The 734-nt window shown below is 33.1% G+C and carries 1 protein-coding gene; it reads right to left on the reverse strand.

Translation table 11 applies throughout. From position 1 onward, the window contains the following. Positions 1 to 294, reverse strand: a 294-nt coding sequence (locus HPO96_RS37425; protein WP_171679235.1) for a hypothetical protein, incomplete at its 3' end; no start/stop codon positions are given. Positions 295 to 734 lie beyond the last annotated feature (440 nt).

Consider the following 734-nt stretch of genomic DNA (forward strand, 5'->3'; position numbering starts at 1 on the left):
GCCGGGTGTTGGAACTGGCTGAACAGTATACCCCCCTCTCTCCCAGGTCCTAGCACATCCTAATGAGGGTGTGGATTTGGCAATTTTTTCTTTACATTTAGCCGGGGCAAGCTCTATTTTAGGGGCTATTAACTTTATTACCACATTTTTTAACCTCTGGGTTTTTAAAGAAAAATTGGAATTAAGAAGGTTGTTTTCCTGAGCAGTTATGTTTACAGCTGTTCTTCTTTTACTTTCCCTTCCAGTTTTAGCCGGGGCTATTACAATGTTACTGTTTGATCGTAAGTCATTCATTCTAATTTTTTTTTTTTTTTCCTTCTGTGCTTTTTTTTTTATCCTTTCTAAAAGATTATTTTACTCCTTAGTTGGGTTCTTCGGCATAATTATTACAAGAAATTTATTTATAAATTTCAATTCTTCTAATAACTGATTAAATTTCATGGTTTTGATTTTTTTTGTAGGAGGCTTGATGGTAACATTTATGTACATGATTTATATCACTCCTTATAAATTCCGGGCCTTATAGGCATAAATGAAATCTAAACTCATTGCATTATTATGCTACCGAAATACACAATTTTCCTTTTCCATCTCTTGTATTTTTCTAGGCTGGGATGGGTTAGGTGTAACTTCCTTTTACCTTATTACTTATTATCATAATAAGAAGAGGTTAAACTCTAGTTTAATTACGATGTACACAAGCATTATAGTAATAATTTTAAGCAGGGTAGGTC

Source organism: Kribbella sandramycini, from assembly GCF_013131805.1.
Lineage (GTDB): Bacteria > Actinomycetota > Actinomycetes > Propionibacteriales > Kribbellaceae > Kribbella > Kribbella sandramycini.